The 25,595-nt window shown below is 71.0% G+C and carries 19 protein-coding genes; 8 read left to right on the top strand and 11 right to left on the bottom strand.

Annotation, left to right across the window (positions count from 1 at the left end; genetic code table 11):
* Positions 1–40 precede the first annotated feature (40 nt).
* The 3 genes from OV090_RS29055 to OV090_RS29045 all read left to right on the top strand — a co-directional run bounded on the left by OV090_RS29055 (position 41) and on the right by OV090_RS29045 (position 3,451).
* Complete coding sequence (locus OV090_RS29055) at positions 41–226, top strand: hypothetical protein (RefSeq protein ID WP_267707882.1); 186 nt, start codon at positions 41–43, stop codon at positions 224–226.
* A gap of 171 nt (positions 227–397) precedes the next feature.
* Positions 398–1,975: a D-alanyl-D-alanine carboxypeptidase/D-alanyl-D-alanine-endopeptidase gene (gene dacB / locus OV090_RS29050; RefSeq protein ID WP_267707881.1), complete on the top strand. Its 1,578-nt coding sequence runs from the start codon at positions 398–400 to the stop codon at positions 1,973–1,975.
* A 420-nt stretch (positions 1,976–2,395) separates the two neighbouring features.
* Positions 2,396–3,451: a D-alanine--D-alanine ligase family protein gene (locus OV090_RS29045; protein ID WP_267707880.1), complete on the top strand. Its 1,056-nt coding sequence runs from the start codon at positions 2,396–2,398 to the stop codon at positions 3,449–3,451.
* 228 nt (positions 3,452–3,679) lie between these two features.
* Here the strand turns inward: OV090_RS29045 and OV090_RS29040 are convergent, their stop codons facing one another.
* From OV090_RS29040 to cysC, 5 genes are all read right to left on the bottom strand, one after another.
* Positions 3,680–4,060 carry a hypothetical protein gene (locus OV090_RS29040; protein WP_267707879.1) on the bottom strand — a complete coding sequence of 127 codons (381 nt, stop codon included), beginning with the start codon at positions 4,058–4,060 and terminating at the stop codon, positions 3,680–3,682.
* Between the two features lie 49 nt (positions 4,061–4,109).
* Entirely contained in the window at positions 4,110–4,829 is a 720-nt protein-coding gene (locus OV090_RS29035) for a TerB family tellurite resistance protein (protein WP_267707878.1), read from the bottom strand.
* 124 nt (positions 4,830–4,953) lie between these two features.
* On the bottom strand, positions 4,954–6,327 hold the full coding sequence (locus OV090_RS29030) for a DUF4215 domain-containing protein (protein WP_267707877.1): 1,374 nt from the start codon (positions 6,325–6,327) through the stop codon (positions 4,954–4,956).
* A 181-nt stretch (positions 6,328–6,508) separates the two neighbouring features.
* The gene (gene infA, locus OV090_RS29025; protein WP_267707876.1) at positions 6,509–6,727 is read right to left on the bottom strand and encodes a translation initiation factor IF-1; all 219 of its coding nucleotides are present in this window, start codon (positions 6,725–6,727) and stop codon (positions 6,509–6,511) included.
* Positions 6,728–6,889: 162 nt separating this feature from the next.
* Positions 6,890–7,603, bottom strand: coding sequence for an adenylyl-sulfate kinase (gene cysC, locus OV090_RS29020; protein WP_267707875.1), 714 nt, complete (start codon positions 7,601–7,603; stop codon positions 6,890–6,892).
* Positions 7,604–7,808: 205 nt separating this feature from the next.
* Here cysC and OV090_RS29015 point away from each other — a divergent pair, with 205 nt between their 5' ends.
* Both OV090_RS29015 and OV090_RS29010 read left to right on the top strand, forming a co-directional pair.
* Positions 7,809–10,280 carry a DNA topoisomerase (ATP-hydrolyzing) gene (locus OV090_RS29015; protein ID WP_267707874.1) on the top strand — a complete coding sequence of 824 codons (2,472 nt, stop codon included), beginning with the start codon at positions 7,809–7,811 and terminating at the stop codon, positions 10,278–10,280.
* 18 nt (positions 10,281–10,298) lie between these two features.
* Entirely contained in the window at positions 10,299–12,209 is a 1,911-nt protein-coding gene (locus tag OV090_RS29010) for a DNA topoisomerase IV subunit B (protein WP_267707873.1), read from the top strand.
* Between the two features lie 161 nt (positions 12,210–12,370).
* On the opposite strand, the gene OV090_RS29005 is transcribed toward OV090_RS29010, so the two are convergent.
* Both OV090_RS29005 and OV090_RS29000 read right to left on the bottom strand, forming a co-directional pair.
* A complete protein-coding gene (locus OV090_RS29005; RefSeq protein ID WP_245914033.1) occupies positions 12,371–12,826 on the bottom strand; it encodes a LuxR C-terminal-related transcriptional regulator in 456 nt (151 codons plus the stop codon).
* A 463-nt stretch (positions 12,827–13,289) separates the two neighbouring features.
* Entirely contained in the window at positions 13,290–13,904 is a 615-nt protein-coding gene (locus OV090_RS29000; RefSeq protein ID WP_096334117.1) for a sigma-70 family RNA polymerase sigma factor, read from the bottom strand.
* Positions 13,905–13,966: 62 nt separating this feature from the next.
* On the opposite strand from OV090_RS29000, the gene OV090_RS28995 reads away from it, so the two are divergent.
* The 3 genes from OV090_RS28995 (at position 13,967) to OV090_RS28985 (ending at position 18,077) form a co-directional block, all read left to right on the top strand.
* Complete coding sequence (locus OV090_RS28995) at positions 13,967–16,417, top strand: serine/threonine-protein kinase (RefSeq protein ID WP_267707872.1); 2,451 nt, start codon at positions 13,967–13,969, stop codon at positions 16,415–16,417.
* An 821-nt stretch (positions 16,418–17,238) separates the two neighbouring features.
* Positions 17,239–17,670: an alternative ribosome rescue aminoacyl-tRNA hydrolase ArfB gene (arfB, locus tag OV090_RS28990; protein ID WP_267707871.1), complete on the top strand. Its 432-nt coding sequence runs from the start codon at positions 17,239–17,241 to the stop codon at positions 17,668–17,670.
* Entirely contained in the window at positions 17,652–18,077 is a 426-nt protein-coding gene (locus OV090_RS28985) for a cytochrome c (protein ID WP_267707870.1), read from the top strand. Before arfB ends, OV090_RS28985 begins: the two co-directional genes overlap by 19 nt.
* 261 nt (positions 18,078–18,338) lie before the next feature.
* Here OV090_RS28985 and OV090_RS28980 read toward each other — a convergent pair whose 3' ends face one another.
* The 4 genes from OV090_RS28980 to OV090_RS28965 all read right to left on the bottom strand — a co-directional run bounded on the left by OV090_RS28980 (position 18,339) and on the right by OV090_RS28965 (position 25,579).
* The gene (locus OV090_RS28980) at positions 18,339–20,150 is read right to left on the bottom strand and encodes an ATP-binding protein (protein WP_267707869.1); all 1,812 of its coding nucleotides are present in this window, start codon (positions 20,148–20,150) and stop codon (positions 18,339–18,341) included.
* A 67-nt stretch (positions 20,151–20,217) separates the two neighbouring features.
* The gene (locus OV090_RS28975; RefSeq protein ID WP_267707868.1) at positions 20,218–22,107 is read right to left on the bottom strand and encodes a PAS domain-containing hybrid sensor histidine kinase/response regulator; all 1,890 of its coding nucleotides are present in this window, start codon (positions 22,105–22,107) and stop codon (positions 20,218–20,220) included.
* A 146-nt stretch (positions 22,108–22,253) separates the two neighbouring features.
* Positions 22,254–23,699: an outer membrane protein transport protein gene (locus OV090_RS28970; RefSeq protein ID WP_267707867.1), complete on the bottom strand. Its 1,446-nt coding sequence runs from the start codon at positions 23,697–23,699 to the stop codon at positions 22,254–22,256.
* Positions 23,700–23,818: 119 nt separating this feature from the next.
* Entirely contained in the window at positions 23,819–25,579 is a 1,761-nt protein-coding gene (locus tag OV090_RS28965) for an acetyltransferase (RefSeq protein WP_267707866.1), read from the bottom strand.
* Positions 25,580–25,595 lie beyond the last annotated feature (16 nt).

The raw sequence follows: 25,595 nt of genomic DNA, 5'->3' as shown, positions 1-25,595 counted from the left end.
CCGCAGATCAACATTTGCCGCCACAGAGGTCCTTGCCGCCATGGGATACGCAGATAACCGCCACACGCCGAAGATGCGCCAGCGCCGGAGCCGGAACAAGCTGATCGCCCGCCTCAAGCGCAAGGCGGCCGAGGTCAAGGCGACCCGCCTGGCCAACAAGCAGCAGGTCCAGGCCGAGTCCGGCAGCAAGAAGACCAAGGCCAAGAAGAAGACCGACAAGGGCTAGTCGGTCCCGCCGCGGTGGCGGTCTGTCCCGAAGGTCAGCGCGAAAGCGCGCCGGGCAGGCCGCGACCCTCGGCCCGTCGAGCGGGTGAGCGTCGGGGCAGTGGCCCCGAACGGCGGAAATTCCGATTTCTTGAGCGCGGGGGGCGGGTACGCCATGGTGGGATATCCCGCCGTGACCCGCTCCTTCCCCCAGCTCGCAAGCTTCGCCCTCGCCCTGATCACCGCGTATGCGGGCCTGGCGTCCGCCGGTCCGCGTTCGCCCGGCCCGGCCCCGGCGCCGCAGTCGATCCGCGAGGTCGTCGAGCCGGACTCGCCGGTGCCGTCGCCGCGTCCAGGCGCGCCCTTCGCGGCGCAGACGTGGCCGCAGCGAGTGGCCGCGCGCCTGGCCGACGTGTCGGCGCGCGCACAGGCGCGCGGGTGGGCGGCCGATCCGGCCGACGATCCGAGCCTGCGGCGCAAGCTGGCCGAGCTGGTCCGCCGCGCCGGGCCCGGGGTCGCGGTCCACGTGGCCGACCTGGACGAAGGGACATGGCTCTTCGACCAGAACGGCGCGGCCCGCCTGAACCCGGCGTCGAACCAGAAGGTGCTGACCGCGATCGCGGCGCTCGAGCTGCTGGGCCCCGACTATCGCTTCGAGACGCGAGTGGTGCGCGACGGCGACGCGCTGGTGCTGATCGGCGACGGCGATCCGAGCCTGCAGCTGCAAGGGCTGCACGCGCTGGCCAGCAAGGCGCTGGCCGCCGAGGCGCTGGCGGGGGTGCGGCGGATCGTGATCGACGAGCGGGCCTTCTCGCCGGAGCGCTTCGGCCCCGGCTACGAGGAGCCGCCGGGCCCGGGCCCGAGCTACCTGGCGCCGAGCGGGGCGCTGTCGCTGAGCTTCAACACGGTCGAGACGACGGTGCGCACCGACGGAATGACTGTGCACGTCGAGGTGACGCCGGCGAGCGAGCACGTGACGGTGGTGAACAAGGCCCGACCGCTCCGAGGACGCGCGCTCGAGGTGACGAGCACGTGCGAGGCCGGGCGGACGGTGCTGACGGTGACCGGGGCGGCCAAGCGCAAGCCGGTGACGGTGCGGCGGCGGATCTGCGAGCCCGGCAAGTTCGCCGGCGAGGCGTTCGCGGCGGTGCTGCACGAGCTCGGCGGGCCGCTCTTGCCGGTCGAGTCGGGGGCGGCCTCGGCCCACGCGCGCGAGGTGGCGACGCTGGTGTCGCCGCCGCTGTCGCAGATCCTGGCGAGCGCGCTCAAGTACTCCAACAACTTCACGAGCGAGCAGGTGGTGCGCACGCTCGGGCGCCGGATGTCCGGAGAGCCAGGTTCGTGGGACAACGGCCGGGCGGCGCTGCAGGCGTTCTGGCGCGCGGCGGGCAACGACCCGCGCGAGCTGCAGCCGGAGAACGGCTCGGGCCTGAGCCTGCGCGGGCGAGTCAGCGCGCGCGGGCTCGTCCGCGTGCTGGCGCTGGCCCGCGACGAGGGCGCGGCGGCGGCGAGCATCGTGCCGGCGCTGGCCGGGGCGGGCGGCGAGGGGACGCTGCGCCTGCGCATGCCGAACGGCCGCGGTCGCGTGCGCGGCAAGACGGGGACGATCGGGGGCGTGAGCGCGCTGTCGGGGATCGCGGCGACGCCCGACGGCCGCCGCGCGCTCGGCTTCAGCGTGCTGATCAACGGCAAGAACCTGGCGATGCCCCGTAGCCGGCGGCTGCAGGATCGTATCGTCCTGGCGCTGCTCGACCACCTCGACGCGAGCTGACCGATCGGACCTGTGCTTTTTTTTCTGGTGAAAAGGCCAGGAACGAAAGAGCAGGGCGAAAAAGACAGATAGGAGCCTGGTCGGTCGGCGAACCTCGGAGACGCGGGCCGGCGATCGCCGGGAGTTGCGAGGCTGACAGCGTTCGGGCGGCACCCGCTGACGCGACGGCGGTTCGCAGGGGAGGCGAGGTGGTTCGCCGCAAGCCTTGCGACACCCGTGGTCGTCGAAGGGCGACCTGGCGAAAGAGACAGGTCCGGGCGGCCGCGGCCGGGCTCGTCCGCGGGGCGCGGGCGGGCGAGGGGCCAGGAGATCGGTCTCCTGCGGGCGGCGGGCGGCCGAGGAATGCCCGCCGGGCCTGGCGCGTCACGGCGGGGCGCCATATCGCCATCGCCGTCGCGCGGTGGTAGCGTCCATCCGCCCATGCCAGCCCGACGTCTCCTCATCGTCTTCGGCGGTCGCTCCTCGGAGCACGAGATCTCGCTCCGCAGCGCGACCGAGATCCTCAAGGCCATCGATCACCAGCGCTTCACGCCGATCCTGCTCGGGATCCGGCGCGACGGCAGCTGGTGGACGGGCCCGGCCGAGGGGTCGCTCGAGGCGGTGCTCGAGCACGGCGAGCCGGTGTCCGACCTGCGCAAGCTGGCGCCGGATCTGGTGTTCCCGGTGCTGCACGGGCCCTACGGCGAGGACGGGACGTTCCAGGGGCTGCTCGATGTGCTGGGCCTGCCGTACGTCGGCTCGGGCGTGCTGGCGTCGGCGCTGTGCATGGACAAGGCGCTGCTCAAGCACGTGCTCGGGTCGCAGTCGCCGACGATCCCGGTGGTGCCCTGGCTCGAGGTCGACGCGCACGGGCTCGGCACGGCGGCGCAGCGGCAGGAGATCGTCGACGCGATCGTCGAGGTGGTCGGGTTCCCCTGCTTCGTCAAGCCGGCCAACCAGGGCAGCTCGGTCGGCATCAGCCGCGTCGACGAGGAGGCCGGGCTGTGGCGCGCGCTGACGCTGGCGTCGCGCTACGACGCCAAGCTGGTGGTCGAGAAGGGCGTCGACGCCCGCGAGATCGAGCTGGCAGTGCTCGGCAACGGCGACGCGCACACGCTGGTCAGCGCGCCCGGCGAGATCGGGCTGCCAGCCGGCGAGTGGTACGACTACGAGAACAAGTACTTGAAGGATGCGGCGACCCTGCAGATCCCCGCCGACCTGCCCGAATCTGCCGCCGAGCGCCTGCAAGACCTGGCCCTGCGCGCGTTTCGGGTCGCCGGCTGCAAGGGCCTGGCCCGCATCGACTTCCTCGTCGACCGCCAGACGCTCCAGCCGTACCTCAACGAGATCAACACGATGCCCGGCTTCACGACGATCAGCATGTACCCCAAGCTGGTCGAACGGGCAGGGGTGCCCTACGCCGAGCTGATCAGCCAGCTGTGCGAGCTGGCCCTCGCGCACCATGCCGCGCGCAGCAAGCTCAGCGTGACCCGCTGAGGCGCCGCGTAGCGAGCGAACCGGGCGAGACGAGGGTCGAGCGGCGCGCGGGGAGCGTGGGCCGTTCGTTCGCAGCGAGTCGGGCGCGACCGGTCTGCCGCGCGTGCTTTGCCGCCGCTCGACATGTAGCGAAGGACATGTCGACATGGACATGTCGACGTGGACATGTCGCGAAGGAAATGTCGACGTGGACATGCCGCGATCGGCATGTCCAATCGGCCATGCCCTTCAGAGCATGGTCCACGGGACACGTTCGCCCCAGCCGAAGGCGGCCATCAGGGCGGCGAACACCAGGATGTTGAGCAGCCAGACGAGGGCGGCGAGGGCGGCGGAGCCGAGCCAGCCGGTCTCGGCGACGGCGCGGCGGGGGTGCCAGTGGACCCAGCCGAGCAAGTAGACCGGCGCGAACACCAGCCACAGCGCGGCCTGGCCGACGAACAGGGCGGTCACCAGCGCCTCGTGGGCGTCGGGGCAGGTGTCTGCCAGCAGACCGAGGACGATCAGCGTGGCGGCGGTGGCGAGGCCTGCGGGGGCGAAGCCGAGCAGGAGGACGCGATCGATCGGCCAAAGCAGGTTGTCGGACGCGGCGCTCGGCTCGGGACCCGGCATGTGCTCAGTGTCCCCGCGGTGGGGCGCCCGGGCAAGCCGCGGCGGCGCTTCACGCGAAGAGCAGGCGCAGCGCTTGCTCGCGCGGGACGGCGGCGAAGGCCGCGAGCTCGAGGAAGAAGTCGCGGCCGAGGTCGGCGCGGCTCGAGGCGGACACGAGCGGACCGATGGCCCGCAGGACGGCGAAGCGGCGCTCGCGCGGGAGGGCCGCGAGGCGAGCGCCGACGTGGTCGAGCTCCGGCCGCTTCGACAGGTACTCGCGCGCGAGCACGTCGCGGCGCTCGGGCGTGAGCGGCAGGCGACCCAGCAGCGCGCGGTACTGATCGATCTCGTCGGGGTCGAGCACGCCGTCGAGGTGGATCAGCACCGCCGCGAACGCGGCGATGTGCTCGCCGAGATCGGCGGCCTGCTCGGTCCACTGCCGGCGCCAGCGCGCCAGCTCGTTCGGCGTGACGCCGAGCTGGGCGGCGATCCGCTCCATCATCGCGACCTCGGCCGCGCTCGCCTCGCCGTCGGCCAGCGCCATCGCCCAGGCCCGCTCGAGCGTGGTCTCGGTGAACGCGGGCAGCGGCGGCGGGAGGTCGTCGAAGATGCGGTGGAGCGCGTTGAGGTCGCCGAGCTTCTTGAACCACCGCCGGCTCTCGGCCTCGTCGAGGTGCTCGTCCAGCATGGTCAGGATCAGGTCGGCCTCGCCGGGCTTGATCTCGCCGTCAGCGTGGGCGATGAGGCCGCAGGCGACGAGGATCCACTCCTGCTCGGGGGTCAGGTGCATGGCGCGTCTCCGCGGCCAGCGTACAACGGATCGCCGCCGTCGGGGCTGAATCGGCCTGCCGAGCGTGGGCGTGAATTCGCGCACAGGCGGCCGGCCGCTCGAGCAGCCGGGGGCTCTCGTGACGTCAGCCGTCGAAGCCGCAGTAGCGCAGGCACTCGTCCGGGGGATCGGCGAGCCTGTAGACGTAGTAATCGCCGCAGTTCCGCACCTGGATCGTGGCCTCCCACTGGCACTCGACGTCCCATGCGAAGCAGACCTGGCGATCGACGACGCCCTCGTCGACGATCGGGTGGACGCCGACCATCCAGCCGGGAGCGTCGGTGCCGCAGTCGAACGGCTTGAGCGGAGTGGTCGGCATCAGCGTGCCGGCCGGGGCGGTGAAGCGGTACCACTTGTTCTCGAGCACCTTGTCACACTTGGTGACCTTGCCCGGGCCGTCGTTGAAGGTGGCGTTGCGGTCGGGCTCGGCGAGCGGCACGTAGGTGAGGCACTCGGTGGGCAGCTCCTTCTGGCACTTGTCGTCGCAGCCGTCGAGCGGGACGACGTTGCCGTCGTCGCAGGTCTCGATGTCCGGCTCGATCTGGCCGTCGCCGCAGCGCGGCCCGAGCGAGGCGCAGTCGGGGGCGCAGCCGCCGTAGCTGCCGTCGTTGACGCCGTCGTCGCAGGTCTCGTCGGCGTTGTGGACGAAGCCGTCGCCGCAGCTGGCCTGCGAGCAGTCGACCAGACAGTCGTCGTTGTTGTCGAGGTTGCCGTCGTCGCAGGCCTCCATTTCGGGCCACAGGTAGCCGTCGCCGCAGTGGGCAGCCATGCACTCGATGCAGCCGTCGTCGGTGCTGAGGTTGGCGTCGTCGCACTCCTCGAACACCGCGTGGGTGAAGCCATCGCCGCACGAGTAGGGGACGCAGCTCGACAGGCAGTTGTCGTCATCGAGGGTGTTGCCGTCGTCGCACTCCTCGCCGTCGTCGACCTTGCCGTTGCCGCACAGCATCACCGGGGCGGCCTCGCAGGCGGACGTGCAGCCGTCGTCGTCCTGCGAGTTGCCGTCGTCGCACGCCTCGGCGCCGAGCTGGACGAAGCCGTCGCCGCAGCGGGCCGGCTGACACTGCGCAGTGCAGGTGTCGGAGTTGTCGCGGTTGCCGTCGTCGCACTCCTCGGCGCCGGTCTGGACGAAGCCGTCGCCGCACACCGCGAGCGCGCAGCTGTTCAGGCAGGCGTCGGAGTTGTCGAGGTTGCCGTCGTCGCAGGTTTCGCCGGGGTCGACCTCACCGTTGCCGCACTGCTCGACCGGCCCGGTGCTGGTGTCCACGGTGGTGGTCGGCTCGGTGCCCGCGGCAGTGGAGGTGTCGCCAGTGCTGTCGCTGTCGGTGACGAGCGAGCCGGTGGCGTCGGTGACGGGAGTCTGGCCGGTGTCGTTCGAGCACCCTGCCTGCAGCGCGACAACGCCCGCCAGCAGCGCCACCAAACCCACCCGTTGTCCGCCGCGTCCGGCCCAAGCCATGATTTTTCCACTACCACCGATCCCGGGGGCCGGCAACCGCGGGCGCGTGCGTGGCGTGTCGCGGGCGTAACAAAGCGCGGAGCGCCTGGGGCGTCCGCGCAGACCTCGGACCACTCATGACCTCGCCCGCGCCAGCGGAAGTGCTCGCGCGCGCGTCATCTGTCCCGAAGGACAGATGATTTCAACGCGCGCGATAGACGATGCGACCGCGCGTCGGATCGTACGGCGTGACGCCGACGGTGACGCGGTCGCCGAGCACGACCTTGATGCGAAAGCGCCGCATTTTGCCGGCGAGGTGGGCGAGGACGCGGTGGTCCGGATCGATCTCCACCTTGAATAACCCGCCTGTGAGAACCTCGGTGACGGTTCCCTCAAACTCGATTAGATCGTCCTTGCTCATTCGCGGGGAGAGTATGGATCCCTCCGGTGCCGCGCAACGGGGGGAAGGCGGGATTTCGGCGGAGCCCTGTCACGCACGCGGCCGACCGGAGGCGGCGTCACGCGGGCGAGACCAGGAAAACTCGTGCGTTTGCGCGCGACGCCGCACGCCTGCGGACCCGGCTCAGGCGCCCGCCGGAGGCACGAGCAGGCCGCGTGCCTCGAGCAGCGCAACGATGGCGGCCGCGTGCTCGTCCGGCGAGGCGCCGACGGCGACACGCGCTTCCGCCATGGCTGCGGGTCCTGCCTCCGCATGAGCCGGGCTCGCGTCCGCGGGCGCATCGGGCGAGCTCGCCTCGGCGCGAAACAGCAGGTGCAGGTCCGGCGCACCCGGCGGCTCGTAAGGGGCGTCGATACCGCTGAAGCCGGCGATCTCGCCGGCGCGCGCGCGACGGTACAGGCCCTTGGGGTCGCGGGACTCGCACACTGCGAGCGGGGCGTCGACGAACACCTCGAGGAAGCGCCCCGCGGGCAAGCGCTCGCGCACGCGGGCTCGATCGTCGCGGTAGGGGCTGATGGCCGCCACGAGGACGATGAGGCCGGCGTCCTGCAGGAGGCGCGCGGCTTCGCCGAGGCGGCGCACGTTCTCGGCCCGATCGTCGGGGGAGAAGCCGAGATCTCGACACAGGCCGAAACGCAGGTTGTCGCCGTCGAGGATGTAGCTGTGGCGGCCGCGGGCGTGGAGCTGGGCATCGACCTGCGCGGCGATCGTGCTCTTGCCGGCGCCCGAGAGGCCGGTGAGCCAGACGACGACGCCTCGCTGGCCGAGCCGCTGCGCGCGCTCGTCGGGGCCGATGGCGGCTTGGTGCCAGCGAACGTTGGTCGCGACCTGGTTCAAGGGACTTCCACTTATGACACACCGGACCGGCCCCGCCCAGGCCGATCCGCCGCGGCCGGCGCCGAGAAACGGGGTGCAGAGAGCTTGACCTGGATCGCCCCGCGGGTAACCTTCGGCCGCGCCTGGCTGGCCCGGATACGGGCGAGACGGGCGTCGCAGGCCGCGCAGGAGCAGTTTCCGGCGCGTCCAACCTCGGGAGCGCAGGATGACTGTCCGGACGTCTGACGAAGAAGGGCCCTCCAGCCGCGGCCGCCGCAAGGCGACGCGCACGCACGACGACGACGAGGGCGGCGGCCCGATGCCCATCACCCTCGGCGACCTCGCCGAGGAGGCGCGGCGCAAGTACCTCAACTACGCGCTCAGCGTGATCACTTCGCGCGCGCTGCCGGACGTCCGCGACGGCCTCAAGCCGGTCCAGCGCCGCATCATCTACACGATGTTCGCCGACCTGGGCCTCACGCACGACGCCCGCCATCGCAAGAGCGCGAAGGTCGTCGGCGACGTCATCGGCAAGTACCACCCGCACGGCGACACCGCGGTCTACGAGGCGATGGTCCGCCTGGCCCAGGACTGGGTCATGCGCGCGCCGCTGGTCGACGGCATGGGTAACTTCGGCTCGATCGACGGCGACTCGCCCGCGGCCTACCGCTACACCGAGGCCCGCCTGACCAAGGTCGCCTCGGAGCTGCTCACCGAGCTGACCCGAGATACAGTCGACTTCCGGCCGACCTACGACGGCACCGGCAAGGAGCCGATCACGCTGCCGGCCCGCTTCCCGCACCTGCTGGTCAACGGCAGCACGGGCATCGCCGTCGGCATGGCGACCAACGTGCCGCCGCACAACCTCGGCGAGGTGGTGCGCGCCGCGATCGCGCTCATCCCCCTGCTGCCGCCCGCGCGCGAGGACGAGGCGGCGGGGGAGAAGCGGCGCAAGGAGGCGCTGAAGGTCGCGCTCAAGGCGATCAAGGGCCCCGACTTCCCGACCGGCGGGCGCCTGGTAGCGACCCGCAAGGAGCTGGCCGAGCTGTACGAGGAGGGCAAGGGCTCGTGCAAGCTGCAGGGCGAGTGGAAGGTCCGCGAGGAGGACAAGTCGACCTTCATCGTCATCACCTCGGTGCCGTACGGGATCGAGAAGTCGGCGCTGGTCGAGGAGATCGGCGACATCATCGCCGCCAAGAAGCTACCGCAGCTGGTCGGGGTGCAGGACCTGAGCACGCGCGAGGTGTGCGTCGAGCTCGAGGTCAGCCGCAAGTCGGGCGCCGAGCCCGAGCTCATCATGGCCTACCTGTTCAAGCACACGCGGCTGCAGGTCACGGTGAAGTACGACTTCACGTGCCTGGTGCCGATCGCGGGCGCGGACGTCGGTCGCCCCGATCGCCTGGGCCTGGCGGCGATCCTCGAGCAGTTCCTGCTGTACCGCCAGGAGACCGTCCGCCGCCGCTTCGAATACGACCTCCGCAAGCTGCGCGAGCGGATCCACATCCTCGAGGGCTTCGAGAAGATCTTCGACGCGCTCGACGAGGCGATCAAGATCATCCGCCGCAGCGACGGCCGCGCCGACGCCGGCCAGAAGCTGATGAAGGCGTTCGACCTCGACGAGATCCAGACGGACGCGATCCTCGAGACGCGGCTCTATCGCCTGGCGAAGCTCGAGATCCAGAAGATCCGCGAGGAGCTCGAGGAGAAGCGCAAGGCGGCGCGCAAGATCGAGGCGATCCTCAAGAGCCCCGAGAAGCTGTGGGCCGAGATCAAGAGCGAGCTCGAGGCGGTCGAGAAGGAGTTCGCCGAGCCGCGGCGGACCCGGATCTCCGACGAGGACGTGACCGAGGAGTTCACGGCCGAGAGCTTCATCGTCAAGGAGGACGCGGTCGTCCTGGTCACCCGCGACGGGTGGATCAAGCGCCAGCGGACCATCAACCTCGCCAGCACGCGCATGCGCGAGGGCGACGAGGCGCTGGCGCTGGTCGGCGGCAGCACGACCGAGTCGGTGGTCCTGCTGACCAACAAGGGCTCGGCCTACAACGTGCGGATCAACGACGTGCCGCAGTCGACCGGCCACGGCACGCCGGTGCAGCAGCTGTTCAAGTTCAAGGACGGCGAGCGCCTGGTCGCGGCCGTCGGCACCGACGCGCGGGTGATGCCGGAGTTCGGCATGCCGAAGCCCGAGCTCGGCGAGGAGTACGAGGAGCCGTACCCGCACTTCCTGGCGGTGACGCGCTCGGGCATGGCGCTGAGGTTCACGCTGTGGCCGCACCGCGAGGTCAGCACCACGCGCGGCCGCATGTTCGGCAAGCTGCGCGAGGGCGACGAGTTCGTCGCGGTGTTCAAGGTCTACGCCGAGGACGACGTGTGCGCGCTGACGCGGTCGGGGCGGCTGCTCCGCTGCACCGCGCAGGAGGTCAGCCTGCTGTCGGGGCCGGGCCTCGGCGTCATCCTCGTCAAGCTCGACGACGGCGACGAGGTCGCGGGGGCGTTCCCGGGCACCGCGACGGTCGAGGTCGAGAAGGCCACCGGCGGGTCGATGAAGGTCGGCCCCGGCGCGGTCAAGCCGACGGCCCGCGGCGGCAAGGGTGCGGAGCTGTGGAAGCGCGGCGCGGTCAAGAAGATCACGCTGCCCGAGCCGGTGCTACCGGACCTCGAGGCGGCCGAGGCGAAGAAGGCCGGCAAGAAGGCGTAGCGGGGGAGGAGTCAAACGATGGCCCAGGCGAGTAAATACGGCGCAGAAGCGATCCAGTTCCTCGAGGGCGTGGACCACGTCCGCAAGCGCCCCGGCATGTACATCGGCGGCGTCAGCAAGGACGGCCTCCACCACCTGCTGTGGGAGATCCTCGACAACGCGGTCGACGAGGTCATCAACGGCTACGCGACCCAGATCGAGGTCAAGCTCGACAAGGACGGCAAGGGCGTCAGCGTGACCGACAACGGCCGCGGCATCCCGGTCGAGAACCACCCGACGCTGAAGATGCCGGCGATCGTCGCGGTGTTTACCAAGCTCGGCGCCGGCGGCAAGTTCGACGGCACCAGCTACAAGCACTCCGGCGGCCTCCACGGCGTCGGCGCGGCGGTCGCCAACGCGCTGTCGGAGCAGCTCGTCGCCAAGGTCTGGCGCGACGGGTCGATGTGGGAGATCGAGTTCGTCCGCGGCGTGCTCGACGGCAAGCTGCGCAAGCTCGGCAACGCCCGCGGTTCGGGCACCGCGATCTATCTGCGGCCGGACCCGCAGATCTTCGGCAAGACGACCGCCTTCGACGCGGTGGTCATCCGCGACCGCCTCGAGGCCAAGAGCTACCTGCACAAGGGGCTCAAGATCGTGTTCGTCGACGAGACGGCGGGCAAGACCGAGACCTTCCACCACGCCGAGGGCGTGTCGGAGTACCTGAAGAAGCTGATCGAGGTGCGCGCCAAGCCGGCGGTGCACCCGGGCATCTTCTACCTCGACCGCGCCGACGACCCGAAGATCGAGGTCGCGTTCGCCTGGACTGAGGGCACCGACGACGCGATGCACTCGTTCGTCAACGGCGTGCCGACGCCCGACGGCGGCACCCACGAGCAGGGCCTGCGGGCGGCGCTCGGCAAGGGCATCCGCGCGTACATGCAGACGCACAAGCTCGAGCCGAAGGGCCTCTCCATCGGCCTCGACGACATTCGCGAGGGCATGGTCGCGATCCTCAGCACCTACGTGCTCGAGCCCCAGTTCCAGAGCCAGACCAAGAACCGGCTCAACAACCCGGAGGTCGCGGGCCAGGTCGAGGGCGCGATCCGGGCGGCGCTCGAGCAGTGGTTGCACGAGAACCGCAGCACCGCCGAGGCGATCGTCGCCCGCGTGATCGCGTCGGCGCGCGCGCGGGCGGCCTCCCGCGCGGCCAGCCAGCAGGTCTCGCGCAAGGGCCCCGGCGGGGTGCGCCTCGGCCTGCCCGGCAAGCTCGCCGACTGCTCCGAGCGCGACGCCGCCAAGTGCGAGCTGTTCATCGTCGAGGGCGACTCGGCAGGCGGCTCGGCCAAGATGGGCCGCAACCGCAAGACGCAGGCGATCCTGCCGCTGCGCGGCAAGGTGCTGAACACCGAGCAGGCCAGCCTGGCCAAGGTGCTGGAGAACGAGGAGCTCGGCAACATCGTCAAGGTGCTCGGCTGCGGCGTCGGCAAGGACGTCAACATCGAGCAGCTCCGCTACGGCAAGGTCATCCTGCTGATGGACGCCGACTCCGACGGCCATCACATCGCCACGCTGCTGCTGACCTTCTTCTACCGCCACATGCGCGAGCTGATCCGCAGCGGCCACGTGTACCTGGCCCAGCCGCCGCTGTACCGCGTCGACATCGGCAAGGAGACGCTGTGGGCCGCCGACGACGCCCACCTGCAGCGGATCCTGGCCGACAAGGGCCGCGGCAAGCCCGAGATCCAGCGCTTCAAGGGCCTCGGCGAGATGATGCCCGAGACCCTGCGCGACACCACGCTCGACCCCAAGAAGCGCGCGCTGGTCCAGGTCAAGATCCGCGACGAGCTGCAGACCGACCAGACGATCAGCAGCCTGATGGGCAAGGACGCCGGCGCGCGCTACTCGTTCATCATGGACCGCGCGGCCGAGGCCGACTCGCTCGACGTCTGAGGCGACCGCCTCCGCGCCGCGCGGAGGTGCCCGCTTAAACTCAAAACAGGAGCGGAGGGGCATGCCCCTCCGTTCCTGTTTCGAAGGTACTGTCCTTCAGTACCTGGCTCTTGGTACCTGGTCTTCGGTACCTGGCTCTTCGCTCACGCGGATTCCGCGCCTCAGTCGAGGCCGCGGGTCATGCTGTGCGGGTTGGTGGCGTGGACCAGCTCGACGCGGCTGTGGACGCCGATCCGGCGGTAGATCTGGCGCACGTAGGTCCGCACGGTGCTGAACGAGAGGCCGGTGCGGGTGGCGATCTGCTTGTCGGTGCAACCCGAGATGACGAGGCGGGCGATCTTGGCGAGGCGCGGGGGGAGCTGCGGTTCGGGGGCGGAGCTCTGGGTCTCCATCGCCATGTCCGGGATCGCCAGGGTGTAGACCTGACCGTCGGTCTGGATGGTCGCGCGACGCGGCCAGTCCTTCGGGTCAGCCGGGGCGGCGGGCTCGGGGTCGCCGGGCTTGCGATCGAGGGCGCGCATCGCCGGGGCGTTCATACAGAGGATGGCCCCCTGCTCGGTGAGCACGACGGCCGGACGGCGGTAGCCGTGCACCAACTCGGTCAGGACCGACACCATGGACACGGACCGCGTCTCCTTGGCATCGACCTCGGGTTGGCTTTTGGACCAGGAGTTGGCTGCGCCGCGCGCGGCAGTGTCCACAGTGCTTGGATGGGTGCTATCGAGCTGCATACCAGGTTCCGCGTGAGTGACTCGAAGTTGAAGAGTTCAGGCCCGAAGGCCCAAGAGCGCTTGGGGCCCGCTGCCCCGTTCATCGGCCGAGGTAGTGCGGATGGCGATCGGGTCGATCACACTTTCTTCTGAAAACGCCTCAGGATGAGGAACTGGCCGAAATGCCTGGCCAACACGCGTGGACCGGGGATGTTCCGCGTCGCCGCGGCGAACCTGCCACCTCCAACATGCCTCTTGAATCCGCCTCCGGTAGCGCCTGGATCGCGCCGCCGTGAACGACCATCTCTCGGCTAGCGACGATCGAGAGCCGCCGCGACGAGCGACGACCGCCGAACTGCACCGCCGCAGGTCACTCCCCGGACAACTGCGCGCGCAACGATCGGACCCAGCCGTCGAGATCGCTGAAGGTCGCCCGCAGCAGCTCGGGGGTCCGCGCCAGGCTGCTCATCTTGTCAGCCAGCGCTTCCTTGGCGCGGCGCAACCGGCTGCGCACCGTGCCCTCGGGGATGGCCAGCACCTGCGCGAGCTCGGGCGCGGCCATGTCCTCCCAGTAATAGAGCTCCAGGACCAATTGATAGTCGAGCGGGATCCGCCGCAGCGCCTCGAGCAACAGCCGTTGCTCCTCGTGCGCCGCGAACACGGCGCTCGGCGACGGGGTGAGCTCGTCGGTCGACGTCTCGCTGAGGTCGGAGGCCAGGCCCTCGCGCCGCCGCTCCCGGAAGTGCGCGCGCAAGATGTTGTGGGCCACCGCGAACAAGTAGGTGCGGAAGCTCGACTGCTTCTGGAACCGGTCGCGCGCCTCGACGCAGCCCAGGAAGGTCTTCTGGATCAAGTCGTCGACGCCGTGCGTCACCTTGTTGGCGAAGAAGCGACAGACGGCGTCGAAGTGACGCTCGAACAGCGCGTTGCCGGCCTCTCGGTCGCCGGTCCGCCAAGCATCCAGGAGCTCGAAATCCGTCGCCACGGGGCTACGCGATCATTTCTATCACCGCCACCGCCCAAGTTGAAGCCATGGTAAGGTGAGTCGTGCAGCGGGGTAGGTCGGGTGCAGACACGCTGGGCGAGCAGATCCAAGCCGCTCGCGTGTTCGCGCCCGGGCTGGAGATCCAGCAAATCAAATCATCCGTGCGCGCGCGCCTGTTCGGGACCTTCGACGGTGCGCCCGTCCTGGGTGGCTACACCCTGCGGCGAATGATCGGCCGAGGCGGCACAGGAGCGGTGTTCGAGGCCGTCGGACGCGACGGCGAGACGGTGGCGCTCAAGGTCCTCCGCGGCTTCGAACCGGCCGCCCTCTACCGCTTCAAGCTCGAATTCCGCGCTCTGGCCGACATTTCGCACCCGAACCTGTCACTGCTGCACCACCTCGTGGTCCGCGGCGATCAGGCGTTTTTGACGATGGAGCTGGTCGACGGGGTCGATTTCCTGTCGTACGTGCGCCAGCACCCCGCACGCCTGCGAGCGTGCCTCGCGCAGCTGACCGCGGGCCTCGAAGCGCTGCACGCGGCCGGCAAGCTCCACCGCGACATCAAGCCGTCCAACGTACTCGTGACTCGCGAAGGCCGGGTCGTGATCCTCGACTTCGGCCTGGTCCACGAGCTGACCGCCGGCCGCGGCGTCGAAGTGGTGGGAACGCCCGCGTACATGGCCCCGGAGCACGTCCACGGGGCAACGCCGACGCCGGCGTGCGACTGGTACTCGGTCGGCGTGATGCTGTTCGAGGCGCTGACAGGCGAGCTGCCGTTCGCAGGTCCGATGCTCGAGGTCCTGCGCGACAAGTGCGAACGCGTGGCGCCGCCGGCGCTCGGCGAGGCGGCAGAACCGCAGCTGGCGGCGCTGTGCGCGGCGCTCCTGGAGCGAGAACCGATTCGTCGCGCCGGCGGAGCGGAGATCGCTGCAGTGCTCTGCGACGCCGAAAGTCCGCTCCCTTCTCGGGCGCACGTGCCGCCGAATCAACGCGGCTACGCGTCGCCGCCCGGCGGGCTGATCGGTCGCGAGGTGCCGTTCGCGGCCGTCGGTGCGGCGCTGACGGAGAGCCGCAAGCGCGCCGTGGTCACGCTGCTGCGCGGGCGCTCGGGCCTCGGCAAGTCGGCGCTGCTGCGGGCCTTCGCCGAGGCGGCGCAGGCGGCCGTCGCCGGCATCACGATGGGGGCGGTGGTGCTCGCGGGCCGCTGCTACGAGCGCGAGCAGGTGCCGTTCAACGCGTTCGACAGCGTCATCGATGCGCTCACGGGGCTGCTCCTCGGCGTGGCGCCGAGTGAGCTGGCGACGCTGGTGCCGCCCGACATCGCCGCGGTGGCCCGGCTGTTCCCGGTGCTCCGCCGCGTGGCGTCGATCGCCGAGGCGTGCCCGCCCGAGCCGCCCGGCGACGTCGACGCGGCGTCGCTGCGCCACGCGTCGGCTGTCCTTCGCGACATGTTCCGAAGGATCGCCGACCGGGTCCCGCTGGTGGTGATCGTCGACGACGTGCAGTGGGGCGACAGCGACAGCGCGTCGCTGCTGGTCGAGCTGCTGCGCGGCCCCGACGCGCCGCGCTGCCTGGTGGTGCTCGCGGCCAGCGAGGGCGAGGCGCTGCCGAGCGCCGACCTGACGACGCTGGTCGAGCGCCTGCGCGCCAACGGGCCGGTGCTCGAGCTCGGGCTCGAGCCGCTGCGCCCGCACGAGGCGACGACTCTGGCCGAGCTGCTGCTGCGCCGCGGCCCGTGCGAGCTCGAGGGCGAGGCGCTGCAAACCCGCGCGGCGGCGATCGCCGCCGAGGCCGGCGGGGTGCCGCTGTTCGTCCGCGAGCTGGCCCACCATGTCCGAACGACCATGGTCGGAGAGACATCTCTCGGCGACGTGCGGCTCGAGGCGATGGTGGCCGAGCGCGTCGGACGACTGCCGGCGGCGTCCCGCGAGATGCTGGCGGCGGTGATCGTGGCCGGTCGCCCGCTCGAGCTCGAGATCGCGTCGGCGCTGTCGGGCGGCGGTCGCCGCGAGCTGCAGCAGCTGCGCGCGGCTCACCTGGTGCGCGTCAGCAAGTCGCCGCGCGGAGAGCTGGTCGAGGCGTATCACGACCGGATCCGCCTGGCAGTGCTGGCCGGAGTCCACGACGAGCAGGCGCGGACGATCCACGGCCAGATCGCGGAGCAGCTGCTGGGCCGCGCCGGCGTGCCGCCCGAGCTGCTGGCCGACCACCTGCGCGCCGCGGGCGACCGCGTGCGCGCGGCCGAGGTCACGCGCGTGGCGGCGCAGCACGCCGCCGAGGCGCTGGCGTTCCGCCGCGCGGCAGAGCTGTACCGCGACGCGGCAGGACTGCTGCCGATCGAGGACGTCGTCGGTCGCCGCGAGGCGCTGGCCCGCGCCGGGGAAGCGCTGGCGGCCGCAGGTCGCGGTTCGGAGGCCGCCGAGTGTCTGCTCGCCGCCGCTGCGCTGGCGCCCGAGGTGGTGGCGCTGGCGCTGCGTGAGCGGGCTGAAGAGGCGCTCCGCGCCGCGGTGTGAGCGGTGGGTCGGCCGAACGGGTCGAGACTGCCTGCATCGGCGAAGCGTCTCGGCAGTCCTCGCGGCGCCGACGTGTCGGCCTCGGCGGACTGGAAAGTCCACGAGGTCGGGCACACGCACGGTTGCGGTGCACGAGGGGACGAGCGCGAGTGATGGGTGCGGAGCGTGCGGGTCGCAACGGTCGCTGCACACGGCTGGACGACGTGAGCGCAGAGATTCGTGCGGGGCGTGCGGGTCGCAACGGTCGCTGCGCACGGTTGGACGACGTGAGCGCGGGAGATTCGTGCGGGGCGTGCGGGTGGCGAGGGCGAGGGCGCGGGTAGTGATTCTTGCGGAGTGTGCGGAGCGCAGCGCGGTCGACGTGAGCGCGAGAGATTCGTGCGGGGCGTGCGGTGCCACGGCGGCGCGCAGGATCGTCGATGCGAGCGCGAGTGATTCGCGCGGCGCCGGAGCGCGCAGGCCGACATTTCAGGACCGATGGTTCACGGGTTGGCTGGGAGGTCGATCTCGCGTTCGGTCGGAAGAGTGGGCGCCCGGGCCGTGAGCTTGAACGGTCGCCAGGCGACGGGCCCGACCTGCGCCGACGGCCGCGGCAGTGCGCCATCCGTGGCGAGCCGCGAGCCACCTCTCGGCGCGCCCGGTGACCGGGCGCGACCGCGAGCCCCGCCGCCGCGGGCCATGACCGTGAGATGGCGATTCGGACATGTTTGAAAGAGCAGGCGATCGAGCTCGGGTCGGGCTCGCCGGCGCGCGCCGGGTCGCGCCGGGCCGCGCGCGGGCGGGACCTTGCGCCGGGGCGGGCGATCGTTCACCCTCCGCCCGTGATCGAGGGGCCGCTCATCGCCGAGCCTGGACTGCGGGTACCCGTGTGGGCGCTGCGCTGGAAGGCCGTGCGTTCGGGCGGGCCCGGCGGGCAGAACGTCAACAAGGTCGCGTCCAAGGTCGAGCTGCGGGTGACGCTCGCGTGCATCGAGGGGCTGACCGAACAGACCGGCGCCCGCCTGCGCGCGCTGGCCAAGACGCGGCTGGTCGGCAACGACGAGCTGGTGATCACGTCGGAGCGCACGCGCGACCAAGGCCGCAACCTCGAGGACGCGCTGGCCAAGCTGCGGGTCCTGCTCGAGGCGGCCCAGCGCCAGCCGCGACCGCGGCGGCCGACCCGACCGACGCGCGGCTCGGTCGAGCGTCGCCTGGCCGCGAAGCAACGCCGCGGCGACACCAAGGCGGGCCGGCGATGGTCCGAGGAGGGCTGACGGCCGCGCTGGCGCTGTTGCTGGCGCCCGCCGGCTGCGAGCCGCGCGTCGAGCTCAAGCCGGGCGATCCGGAGCTGGTCCGCGCGGCCCGGCAGATTTTCGAGAATCGCTGCGCCAACTGCCACGGCCCGCACGGCCGCGGTGACGGGCTGGCGGGGCGGGGCCTGTCGCCGCGCCCGCGCGACTTCGGCGACCCGGCCTGGCAAGCCAGCGTCGACGACGCCCGCCTGCGCCAGGTCATCGTCGGCGGCGGCGCGGCGGTCGGCCTGTCGGCCCACATGCAGGCCAACCCCGACCTGGCCGACAGCCCGGTGCTGGTCGGCGAGCTGATCGGCATCGTCCGGGCCTGTGCGATCGGACAGGACGAAAAGGGCATGTCCTCGGAGACAGAGAAGCGCGCGCCCTGAGTGCGACTACCTCCGCGGGCGGTGCGGAAGCTGTCCCGCGGGACAGGGACCCAACTCTCGACCCGGCAGCGCGGCCTGTGCGGAACAAGTCCCCTCGGACAGGAGCAGACCGCGAGCTGAGCAGCACCATCGGAGCCTTTTTTCCGGGCCCGGGTTCAGGTTTCGAGGTCGCGCGGGGCAGGTCATGCGAAATATGTCCTTTAGGACATGTTAATGACATGGCCTGAGCGGCCCGGCGGGACATGTCCCCCGAACAGAGCCTCAGACTTTGAGCTTGGCGGCGCGGGCGGCGGCGGCGCGGGCGGCCTCGGCGACGGTGCGCGAGAAGCTGCCGGAGCGGCGCGACAGCGACAGCTCGTGCGGGTCGGAGTAGGGCAGGCGCACCGTGAACATGGTGCCGACGCCGAGCTGCGACTTGACCTCGATGTTGCCGCCGAGCATGTCGCAGAAGGCCTTGGAGATGGCGAGGCCGAGGCCGGTGCCGCCGAACCGGCGCGAGGTCGTGCTGTCGCCCTGCGAGAACGCCTGGAACAGCTTGCTCAGCTGCTGCTGCGTCATGCCGATGCCGTTGTCGGCGACGATGAACTGGATCGCCGGGGTGCCGTCGCGCAAGGTCTTGCTGGCGGTGAGGCGGATCTCGCCGTGGTCGGTGAACTTGACCGCGTTGCTGAGGAGGTTGAGCAGGATCTGCCGCGTCTTGGTGAGGTCGGCGTGGATGAAGCCGATGCTGGAGGGACAGACGACGACGAGGCGGTTGTGCCCGCGGTCGGCGAGCGGGCGGATCGTGCCGAGGACGGCCTCGACCATGTCGGCGACGTCGAAGGTCTCGAGGTGGACGTCCATGCGGCCGGCCTCGATCTTGGACAGGTCGAGGATGTCGGAGATGAGGCCGAGCAGGTGCTTGCCGGCGAACTGGATCTTGCGCAGCTCGTCGACCGAGCCCTGCAGGCCGCGCTCGTCGGACTCCTCCATGAGCATCTCGGCGTAGCCGATGACGGCGTTGAGCGGGGTGCGCAGCTCGTGCGACATGTTGGCGAGGAAGCGGCTCTTGGCCAGGTTGGCCTCCTCGGCCATCTGCTTGGCCTCGCGCAGCGAGCCCTCGGCGCGCTTGAGGTGGGTGATGTCGGAGGCGACGCAGACGGCTCCGATCGGCTCGCCGTGATCGTCACGCAGGTCGGAGCGGGCGTAGAGCACCGGGATCTCGCGGCCGCCGGGGGCCTTGTAGACGCGCTCGACGAGGCCCTGCTGCGGCTCGTGCGGCAGCGGCAGCTCGGACGAGAACTCGGGCAAGAGCTCGGCGAAGCGGCGCCCGAGCAGCTGCTCGGGCAGGGCGTCGAGCAGCTTCAAGGTGGCGCGGTTGACGGTCTGGATCCGCCCCTCGGCGTCGACCACCACCAGCGACTCGGCCATCGAGGCGAGGATGTTGTCGGCGTATCGGCGCGCGCGCTGAGCCTCGCCCAGGATCTGCTCGGCCCGCAGCTCGCCGGCCCGCGCCCGCCCGAGCGCGTCCTGCAGGCTGTGGACGGCGAGCGAGAGGAACACGCCGGCGGCCGCGAGGTGCAGCATGCGCGACAGGTACGCGCGCGGGCCGTCCTCCAGCACCGCGTCGGCCGGCAACATGCCGCCGACCTCGGCGAAGTAGAGCCCGACCAGCGAGACGAGGCAGAGGCCGAGGATCGCCAGCAAGGTGCGCCGGCCGAACAGCAACATGCCGACGATGACGAGGAGGATGAGGCCGCCCAGCGCCGAGCTGCGCAGGCCGCCGGTGTAGGCCGCGTGCGCGACCATGGTGCTGCCGGCGACGCCGAGCAGCGCGTAGCCGGCGGAGTAGACGTAGCCGTGGTGCAGCAGCGCGAGCAGGCCGAGGCTGAGCGCCGGGAACAGCAGGTCGAGCGGCGAGAGGGCGGCGCCGCGGGTGAACATCACCACCTGCACGACCACGCCGAGCATGCCGATCGCGGTGGCGACGACGAGCGCGAGGTGGACGATGCCGGCGACGCGCGTCCGCTCCTCGTCCGCGAACCGCGGGCCCTCCAACAGGCGGCGCAGCCGTTTGAGCGCGGGCGACGTCATCGGCGCAAAATCAACCTACCAGGGCCGCGGGCGCGGTCAAGCGCACGTTCGGCGGGCGGCGCGAAAATCAGCGGCGGCGTGTAGGCGGATTCTCAGGGGATGGCTGATCGGGCAGGTCAGCGTTCGCAGCGTCGACGAGGCCCGCACGCATGGCCGCCGCACGCGCGGCGGCGACGACCTCGGCGGGCACACCGCGGCGGCTGGTCGTCAGCTCGCGGGGATCCATGTACGGCAGTCGCACGGTGAACGCCGATCCGACGCCGAGCTGCGACGTGACCTCGATGGTGCCGCCGAGCATGTCGCAGAAGGCCCTGGAGATCGCCAGCCCCAGGCCCGTGCCGCCGAACCTGCGGGCGGTCCCGCTGTCGCCCTGGGTGAAGGCCTGGAACAACTGCGCGAGCTGCTTCTGCGTCATGCCGATGCCGGTGTCGGCGACGATGAACTGCAGCATGCGCGGCGCCTCGAGCCCGATCCGCGCGACGGTGAGGCGGACGACGCCCTTGTCGGTGAACTTCGCCGCGTTGCTCAGCAGGTTGATGAGGATCTGCCGCGTCTTGGTGAGGTCGGCGTGGACGAAGCCGATGTCGCGCGGGCACGCGAGCTCGAGCTTGTTGCGGCCCTTGTCGAGCTGCGGCCGCACGGTGTCGAGGACGGCCTCGACCATGTCGGCGACGTCGAAGGTCTCGAGGTGGATGTCCATGCGGCCGGCCTCGATCTTGGACAGGTCGAGGATGTCGGAGATGAGGCCGAGCAGGTGCTTGCCGGCGAACTGGATCTTGCGCAGCTCGTCGATGCCGTCGTCGAGGCCGCGCTCGTCGGCCTCCTCCATGAGCATCTCGGCGTAGCCGATGACGGCGTTGAGCGGGGTGCGCAGCTCGTGCGACATGTTGGCGAGGAAGCGGCTCTTGGCCAGGTTGGCCTCCTCGGCCAGCTCCTTGGCCTCGCGCAACGAGGCCTCGGCCCGCTTGAGGTGGGTGATGTCGGAGGCGACACAGACGGCGCCGAGCGGGGTGCCGTCGTCGTCGAACAGATCGGAGCGGGCGAACAGCACCGGGATGTCGCGGCCGTCGGGCGTGTGATAGGTGCGCTCGACCAGCGCCGGGCCCTCGCGCGTGCCCTTGCCGCCGTTCTTGGCGGCGCGGAAGCTGGGGAGGATGGCGGTGAACGGCTTGCCCAGCAGCTGCTCGGGCGGGGCGCTGAGCAGCTGCAAGGTGGCGCGGTTGACGGTCTGCACGGTGCCGCCGGCGTCGAGGACGATCAGCGACTCGGCCATCGAGGCGAGGATGTTGTCGGCGTAGCGCCGCGCGCCCTGGGCCTCGAGCAGCAGCGAGGCGGAGCGCAGCTCGCCGTTGCGGGCGCGGTCGAGGGCGTTGCGCAGGCCCTTGACGGCCATCGACAGGAACACGCCGCCGGCGCTGAAGTGGATGAGGTGGGCGATGAAGGCCAGCTCGGGGGTGTCGGGGGTGAGCTGCGGGACGACGACGCCGGTGCGCTCGAGCACGAGGAAGCCGGTGATCGCGGCGGCGCTGAGGCCGATGAACACGAGCATCCACACCTGGCGGAACAGCAAGGTGGCGACGATGACGACCAGCATGTAGCCGCCGACGCTCGGGCTGCGCACGGCCCCGTGGGTCAGCGAGCCGAAGGTGACCGCGAGCCACAGGAGGCCGAGGAAGATGGCGCCGGCGAGCCGCAGCCAGCCCTGGTGGACCAGCATCAACAGGCCGAAGCTGAGCAGGCCGAGGCCGGGGTAGATGATCAGCGCGGCCGTGCTGTCGGCGAGGTACAGCACCTGCATGACGCCGGAGACGATGCAGATGGCGATGCTGATGACGAGGATCGTGTGCAGGACACCGGCGACCCGGGCCAGCTCTTCGTCCGCGAACTTCGGCTTCTCAAGCAGTCTGCGCAGCAGCCCCGCCATGTCTGTGTGCCACGCGACCCCCTCGTGATCCACGCTACGAGCCGCGCCGGACGGCTGTCAAGGACGGCGCCTGTAGGCCCCTGACGACGGCGGGGCCGGCGCTCGCCGCGGCCGCAGGCGCGTGGCTGAGCTGTCCCGTGAAGCAGGTCCTTGGGGGCATGCGGGGGATCGCCGGCGGCTCAGAAGCGCGCCCGCAGGTGGCCGGCGATCGCGGCGATGAACAGGCGGTAGGTGCCGTTGCCGAGGTCGTAGTCGGAGCCCCGCACCTCGCGCGGCGCGATCCCCTGGAAGCGCGCGTCGGCGAGGAGAGACACGCGCGGGCTCACGTCGAGCACGCCGCCCAGCGCGCCGATGATGCGCTGGCCGTCGGGCGAGGCGGTGTCGATGGTCTTCGCGGGCGAGGCCGGCGACTGATAGCCGAGAGTGGCGCTGACGAGGATGCGCTCGGTGGCCCGGAAGCGGCCGCTGGCCTCGACCCAGATCGAGTCCTTCCACAGGCGCGGCAGGTTGACCGCGAGAGTGTCGCCGATGCCGAGCTTCGGCTGGGCCAGGTCGGGCGAGGTGGCGGTGACGCGGAAGGCGTCGAGCTCGGAGTAGCGGACGTACTGCACGAAGCCGTCGACGCGCCAGCGCTCGCCGATGTCGTAGCCGACGCCGAGGGTGATCCGCTTGGGCAAGGTGTACTCGAGGGTGGCGTCGCCGCGGACCAGCGGCTTGAACTGCAGGCCCTGCGCGGCCAGGTCCTGGGTGAAGAACGGGTCGTTGAGGTCGACCGCGAACTTGCCGCGGTAGCGCATCGCCGTGCTGTGGAAGTAGGTGAGGGCGATGTTGAGGCGCTTGGTCGGGTTGACGGTGATGCCGACGTTGAAGGTGACGCCGTGGGCGATCGCCCGCTTGAGCGAGAACGGCCGCGACAGGACGTCGAGCTCGCGCACCTCGGTCGGCGCCTCGGGCCCGAACGAGTTCTTCTGGCCGAGGGTGTTGAGGCCGTCGGCGAACTCCTGCACGCCGGCGAAGTCCTGCATCTTGCTCAGCTCGGCGAACCCGAGCACGTAGGCGACGCCGGCCCCGAGCGCGACGAAGTCGTTGATCCGCACGCCGGCGCCGAGGTGGATCTGCGAGGTGGCGATGAAGGCCTGCTGGGCCTGCCACTTCTGCGCGCCGGTCTTGGGGAACTTGAGCGCGGCCGCGAACGGGACGTAGATGCCGAGGCCGAGGGTCAAGCGATCCTTGACGACGGGGTAGGCGAGGAAGAAGTTGCCGCTCGGCGCGATCGGGTTGGCCTTGACCTGGTCGCTCGGCCCGGTCTTCATGCCGTCGATGTACGACGGGTCGATCGGCGCGTTGAACTGCAGGGTGTCGGGGGTCTGGTAAGCGCCGGTGCGCTCGCGGTCGTAGCGGATGTCGCCGACGATGAGCCCCACGCCCGCCAGCACCTCGCCCTTCTTCAGGTAGCCGAGGTTGGCCGGGTTCCAGTAGACCGCCGCGGCGTCGCGCGCGGTCGGGTGCGACTGCCCGCTGGTGACGATCGGCGCGTCGAGGCCGGACGCGCGGGCGCTCCCGGGGACGGCGAGGGCAAGCAGGGCGCAGGCGGGGACGAGGGCGCGGAGGGAGAGGAGACGCATGGCGGGTGGCTGGGGGTGCGGGTGCAAGGGACAGGTGCGAAAGACCAGGAACTGGGGGCCAGGTCCGAAGGGGCAGGTCCGAATGCGCAGGTGAGGCTAAGCGGGGGGTGGCGGGGGCGTCAACGGGTGCGGGTGAGCTCGAGCGCGAGGTTGTTGGCGCTCGGCTTGTCGAGCACGGTGATCCGGTAGCGGCGGCGGTCGTCGTCCTCGACGTAGAGCACGTCGCCCGGGGCGACGCGGACCTTCTCGTGGGTGGTGTCGCCCTCGATGTCGGCCTTGGACGAGCGCTTGTCGGTCAGCTCGGGGTCGGCGAAAAAGCCGGGCCGCTCGTACTCGTAGGGGCGCGCGGGCAGGCCGTCGCCGTCCTTGCGCAGGTCGGCCTCGGTGACGAAGAACAGGTAGTCGCCGCCCTCGCCGCCGGCCGCCGGGGCGGGCTTGAAGTAGTAGAAGTCGGCGTCGCCGTCGGCGTTGTCGTTGAGCTGCTCGGTGATGCCGATCAGCGCCTCCGGGTTGCGCTCGAGGTTGGCCTTGATCTGCTTGACGATCGCGGCCTGGTCGAGCGGGATGACGATGTCCGTCAGGGTGAACTCGACGTCGGCGTCGCCCTCGGCCAGGCCGCCGTCGTGCAGCCGGACCTGCGCGACCTCGCTGAGCAGGTCCCAGAGGTAGGCCGGCGGCGGCGGGTTGCCGACGTCGGTGAACGTCGTCATCTCGGTCCAGCCGGTGGCGTCGACGCAGGCCTCGAAGGCGACGACGTCGGTGCCGAGCTTGTACTCGTCGCAGTGCGGGCCGATGCCCTCGACGGTGCGCCGGCGGGCCATCTCGGCGATCAGGCGCTCGAACAGCCACGGCGGCAGGTCCCAGGCCGGCGAGTTGCCGGTCGGCAGCGGCTCGCGGGCGTCGCCGCCGGGGACGAAGGTGTCGTCCTCGAGCACGCGCACGGTCATCTCGGAGATCGTGAGGTCCTTCGACAGGCCCTCGACGCGGATCCAGTCGGGGTCGGAGAAGTCGAAGACCTCGTGGATCTGGCTGGCGGTGCTGTTGACGCTGGCGACGTAGTTGGTGGTGAGGTCGACGCCCTTGTACGGCAGCGCGTTGAGGTTGACGCGCACGTACATGGTGAAGGCGTCCTCGGTGATGCCGGAGGCGGCGAGGACGAAGCCGGGGTGGACGAGCGCGTTGGGGTCGTCGGGGTCGAGCGAGGCGGGGCCGAACCGGTCGGGCAGGCTCTCGAAGGCGTAGACGATGTCGCCGAGGGTGATCGGCAGGGAGCGCGCGGCGATCGGCCACAGGCCGTCGGGGTGGTCGGCGTCGACGGCCCCCTTGCGCGTCTGCGCGGCCGGGTGCGAGCCGAGCAGCTCGTCGAGGAAGGTCTCGGAGACGACCTTCGGCGGGATGGCGTCGTCGGTCACGCCGATCTGCATGAGCGCGGCCAGAGCCCGCGCCGGCGGCACGCCGACCGACGCCGACAAGGCGATCAGCTCCTCGAGCTTGGTGCCCTCGAGGTCGACGTTGTCGGGGTTCATGTTGAGCAGCCGGCGCAAGTTCTTGGCCGCGGGCGCGAGGGCGTCGGCCTCCTCCGGCGGCAGCGCGCGCAGCTCGTCGAGCACGACGGTGACGGACTCGGTCAGGTCGTAGTCGAGCAGCCACAGGTCGTCGAGCACCTTGCGCGGCAGCTTGCGCATCTGCTCGAGGTTGACGGCCTGTTCGAAGTTCTCGACCTCGAGGCGGAGCGAGCGCAGCACGACCCGCTTCGGCTGGCCGATCGCCGCCTCGGTCGGGACTTCGGCCGCGGGGACGACGATGTCGTCGATGCAGCCGACCGGCCCGAGGAGGGCCGTGACGACGGACGTGGCGAGGGCGAGGCGGCGCGTGGGCATGGCGAGAGGCTGGCCT

Origin of the sequence: Nannocystis sp. RBIL2, from assembly GCF_026626745.1 — a bacterium.
In the GTDB taxonomy this organism is placed as follows: Bacteria; Myxococcota_A; Polyangia; order Nannocystales; family Nannocystaceae; genus Nannocystis.
The sequence above is the reverse complement of the archived record's forward strand: the minus strand, read 5'-3'. Positions and strand labels throughout refer to the sequence as shown.